The organism is Mesorhizobium sp. FG116, assembly GCF_057809835.1.
Genome location: NZ_JBMDKS010000110.1, coordinates 1 through 1,779 on the forward strand (window position 1 = coordinate 1; position 1,779 = coordinate 1,779).

The 1,779-nt window shown below is 64.9% G+C and carries 1 protein-coding gene; it reads left to right on the top strand.

From position 1 onward, the window contains the following. A partial coding sequence (locus ACODTY_RS23945) for a trimethylamine N-oxide demethylase (RefSeq protein WP_488996671.1) occupies window positions 1-1,779 on the top strand: 1,779 nt, incomplete at both ends.

Sequence of the window (1,779 nt, forward strand, 5' to 3'; positions counted from 1 at the left end):
GGGCCGCCGCTTCGAACTGCCCGATCCGTTGGCCGATCCGGTGCTGGATCTCAGGGTCAAGTCGAAGACGGCGGAAGCCTATTTCGTCAAGGCCGGCGACTACATCCAGATCATCGACGTCGACGGACGCCAGTGCACCGACTTCCAGTGCTTCTCGGCCCGCAAGCTCGACAAGGGCCGCGACCTGCCGCTCGACGTCACCGCGACGCGCTCGCTGATGGGCCATGCCTATCCGATGCCCGGCCTGCACGCCAAATATTACGACCAGGACTTTGAGCCGCTGGTCGAGGTGGTGCAGGACACCTGCGGCCGCCACGACGCCTTCGCGCTCGCCTGCTATTCCAAGTATTACGACGACATCGGCTATCCGGGCCACATCAACTGCTCGGACAACTTCAACCGGGCGCTGGCCGAACACGGCGTCAATGGCCGCGCCGGCTGGATGGCAGTCAACTTCTTCTTCAACACCGGCATCGACGCGCATGGGGTGATGTATTCCGACGAGCCGTGGTCGCGGCCCGGCGACTATGTGCTCTTGCGGGCCCTGACCGACATCGTGTGCGTGTCGTCGGCCTGCCCAGACGACACCACGCCGGCCAATGGCTGGGACCTCACCGACATCCATGTGCGGACCTATGCGGGCGAGCACAAGTTCTCGCGGGCAATAGCCAGACGCGCCACTCCAGATTCCGAGCCCAAGATGACCAAAGAGACCGGTTTCCATTCGAGCTTCGCCAAGCACACCCGCAACTTCGTCGAGTACAAGGGCTACTGGCTGGCCAATTCCTTCGCCAAGGAAGGGCCGATCGAGGAATACTGGGCCTGCCGCGAGAAGGCGGTGGTGATGGACCTGTCGGCCTTGCGCAAGTTCGAGGTCACCGGCCCCGATGCCGAAGCGCTGCTGCAGTATACGCTGACCCGCGACGTCAAGAAGCTCGGCGTCGGCCAGGTCGTCTACAGCGCCATGTGCTACGAGCATGGCGGCATGATCGACGACGGCACGCTTTTGCGTCTCGGCCAGGACAATTTCCGCTGGATCGGCGGCGACGACTATTCGGGCGAGTGGCTGCGCGAGACGGCGCAAAAGCTCGGCCTCAAGGTTCTCGTGCGCTCCTCCACCGACCAGATGCACAACATCGCCGTGCAAGGCCCCAACAGCCGCGCCATCCTGAAGGACGTCATCTGGACGCCGCCGCACCAGCCGGCGCTGGAAGAGGTCGAATGGTTCCGCTTCACCATCGGCCGCATCGGCGGCGCCAATGGCACGCCTGTCGTGGTCTCGCGCACCGGCTACACCGGCGAGCTCGGCTATGAGGTGTGGTGCCATCCGCGCGATGCCGGGACCGTGTTCGACGCGGTGTGGGAAGCCGGCCAGCCGCTCGGCCTCAAGCCGATGGGCCTGCTTGCCCTCGACATGCTGCGCATCGAGGCAGGTCTCATCTTCGCCGGCTACGAGTTCTCCGACCAGACCGACCCGTTCGAGGCCGGCATCGGCTTTACCGTGCCGCTCAAGACCAAGACCGACGACTTCATCGGCCGCGAGGCGCTGATCCGGCGCAAGGACAACCCGATCCGCAAGCTGGTCGGCCTCGACATCGACGGCAACGTCGCCGTCGGCCATGGCGACTGCATCCACATCGGCCGCGCCCAGATCGGCGAGGTCACCTCATCGATGCGTTCGCCGATCCTCAAGAAGAACATCGCGCTCGCCCGCGTCGACGCAACCCATGCCGCACCCGGCACACAGGTCGAGATCGGCAAGCTCGACGGCCACCAGAA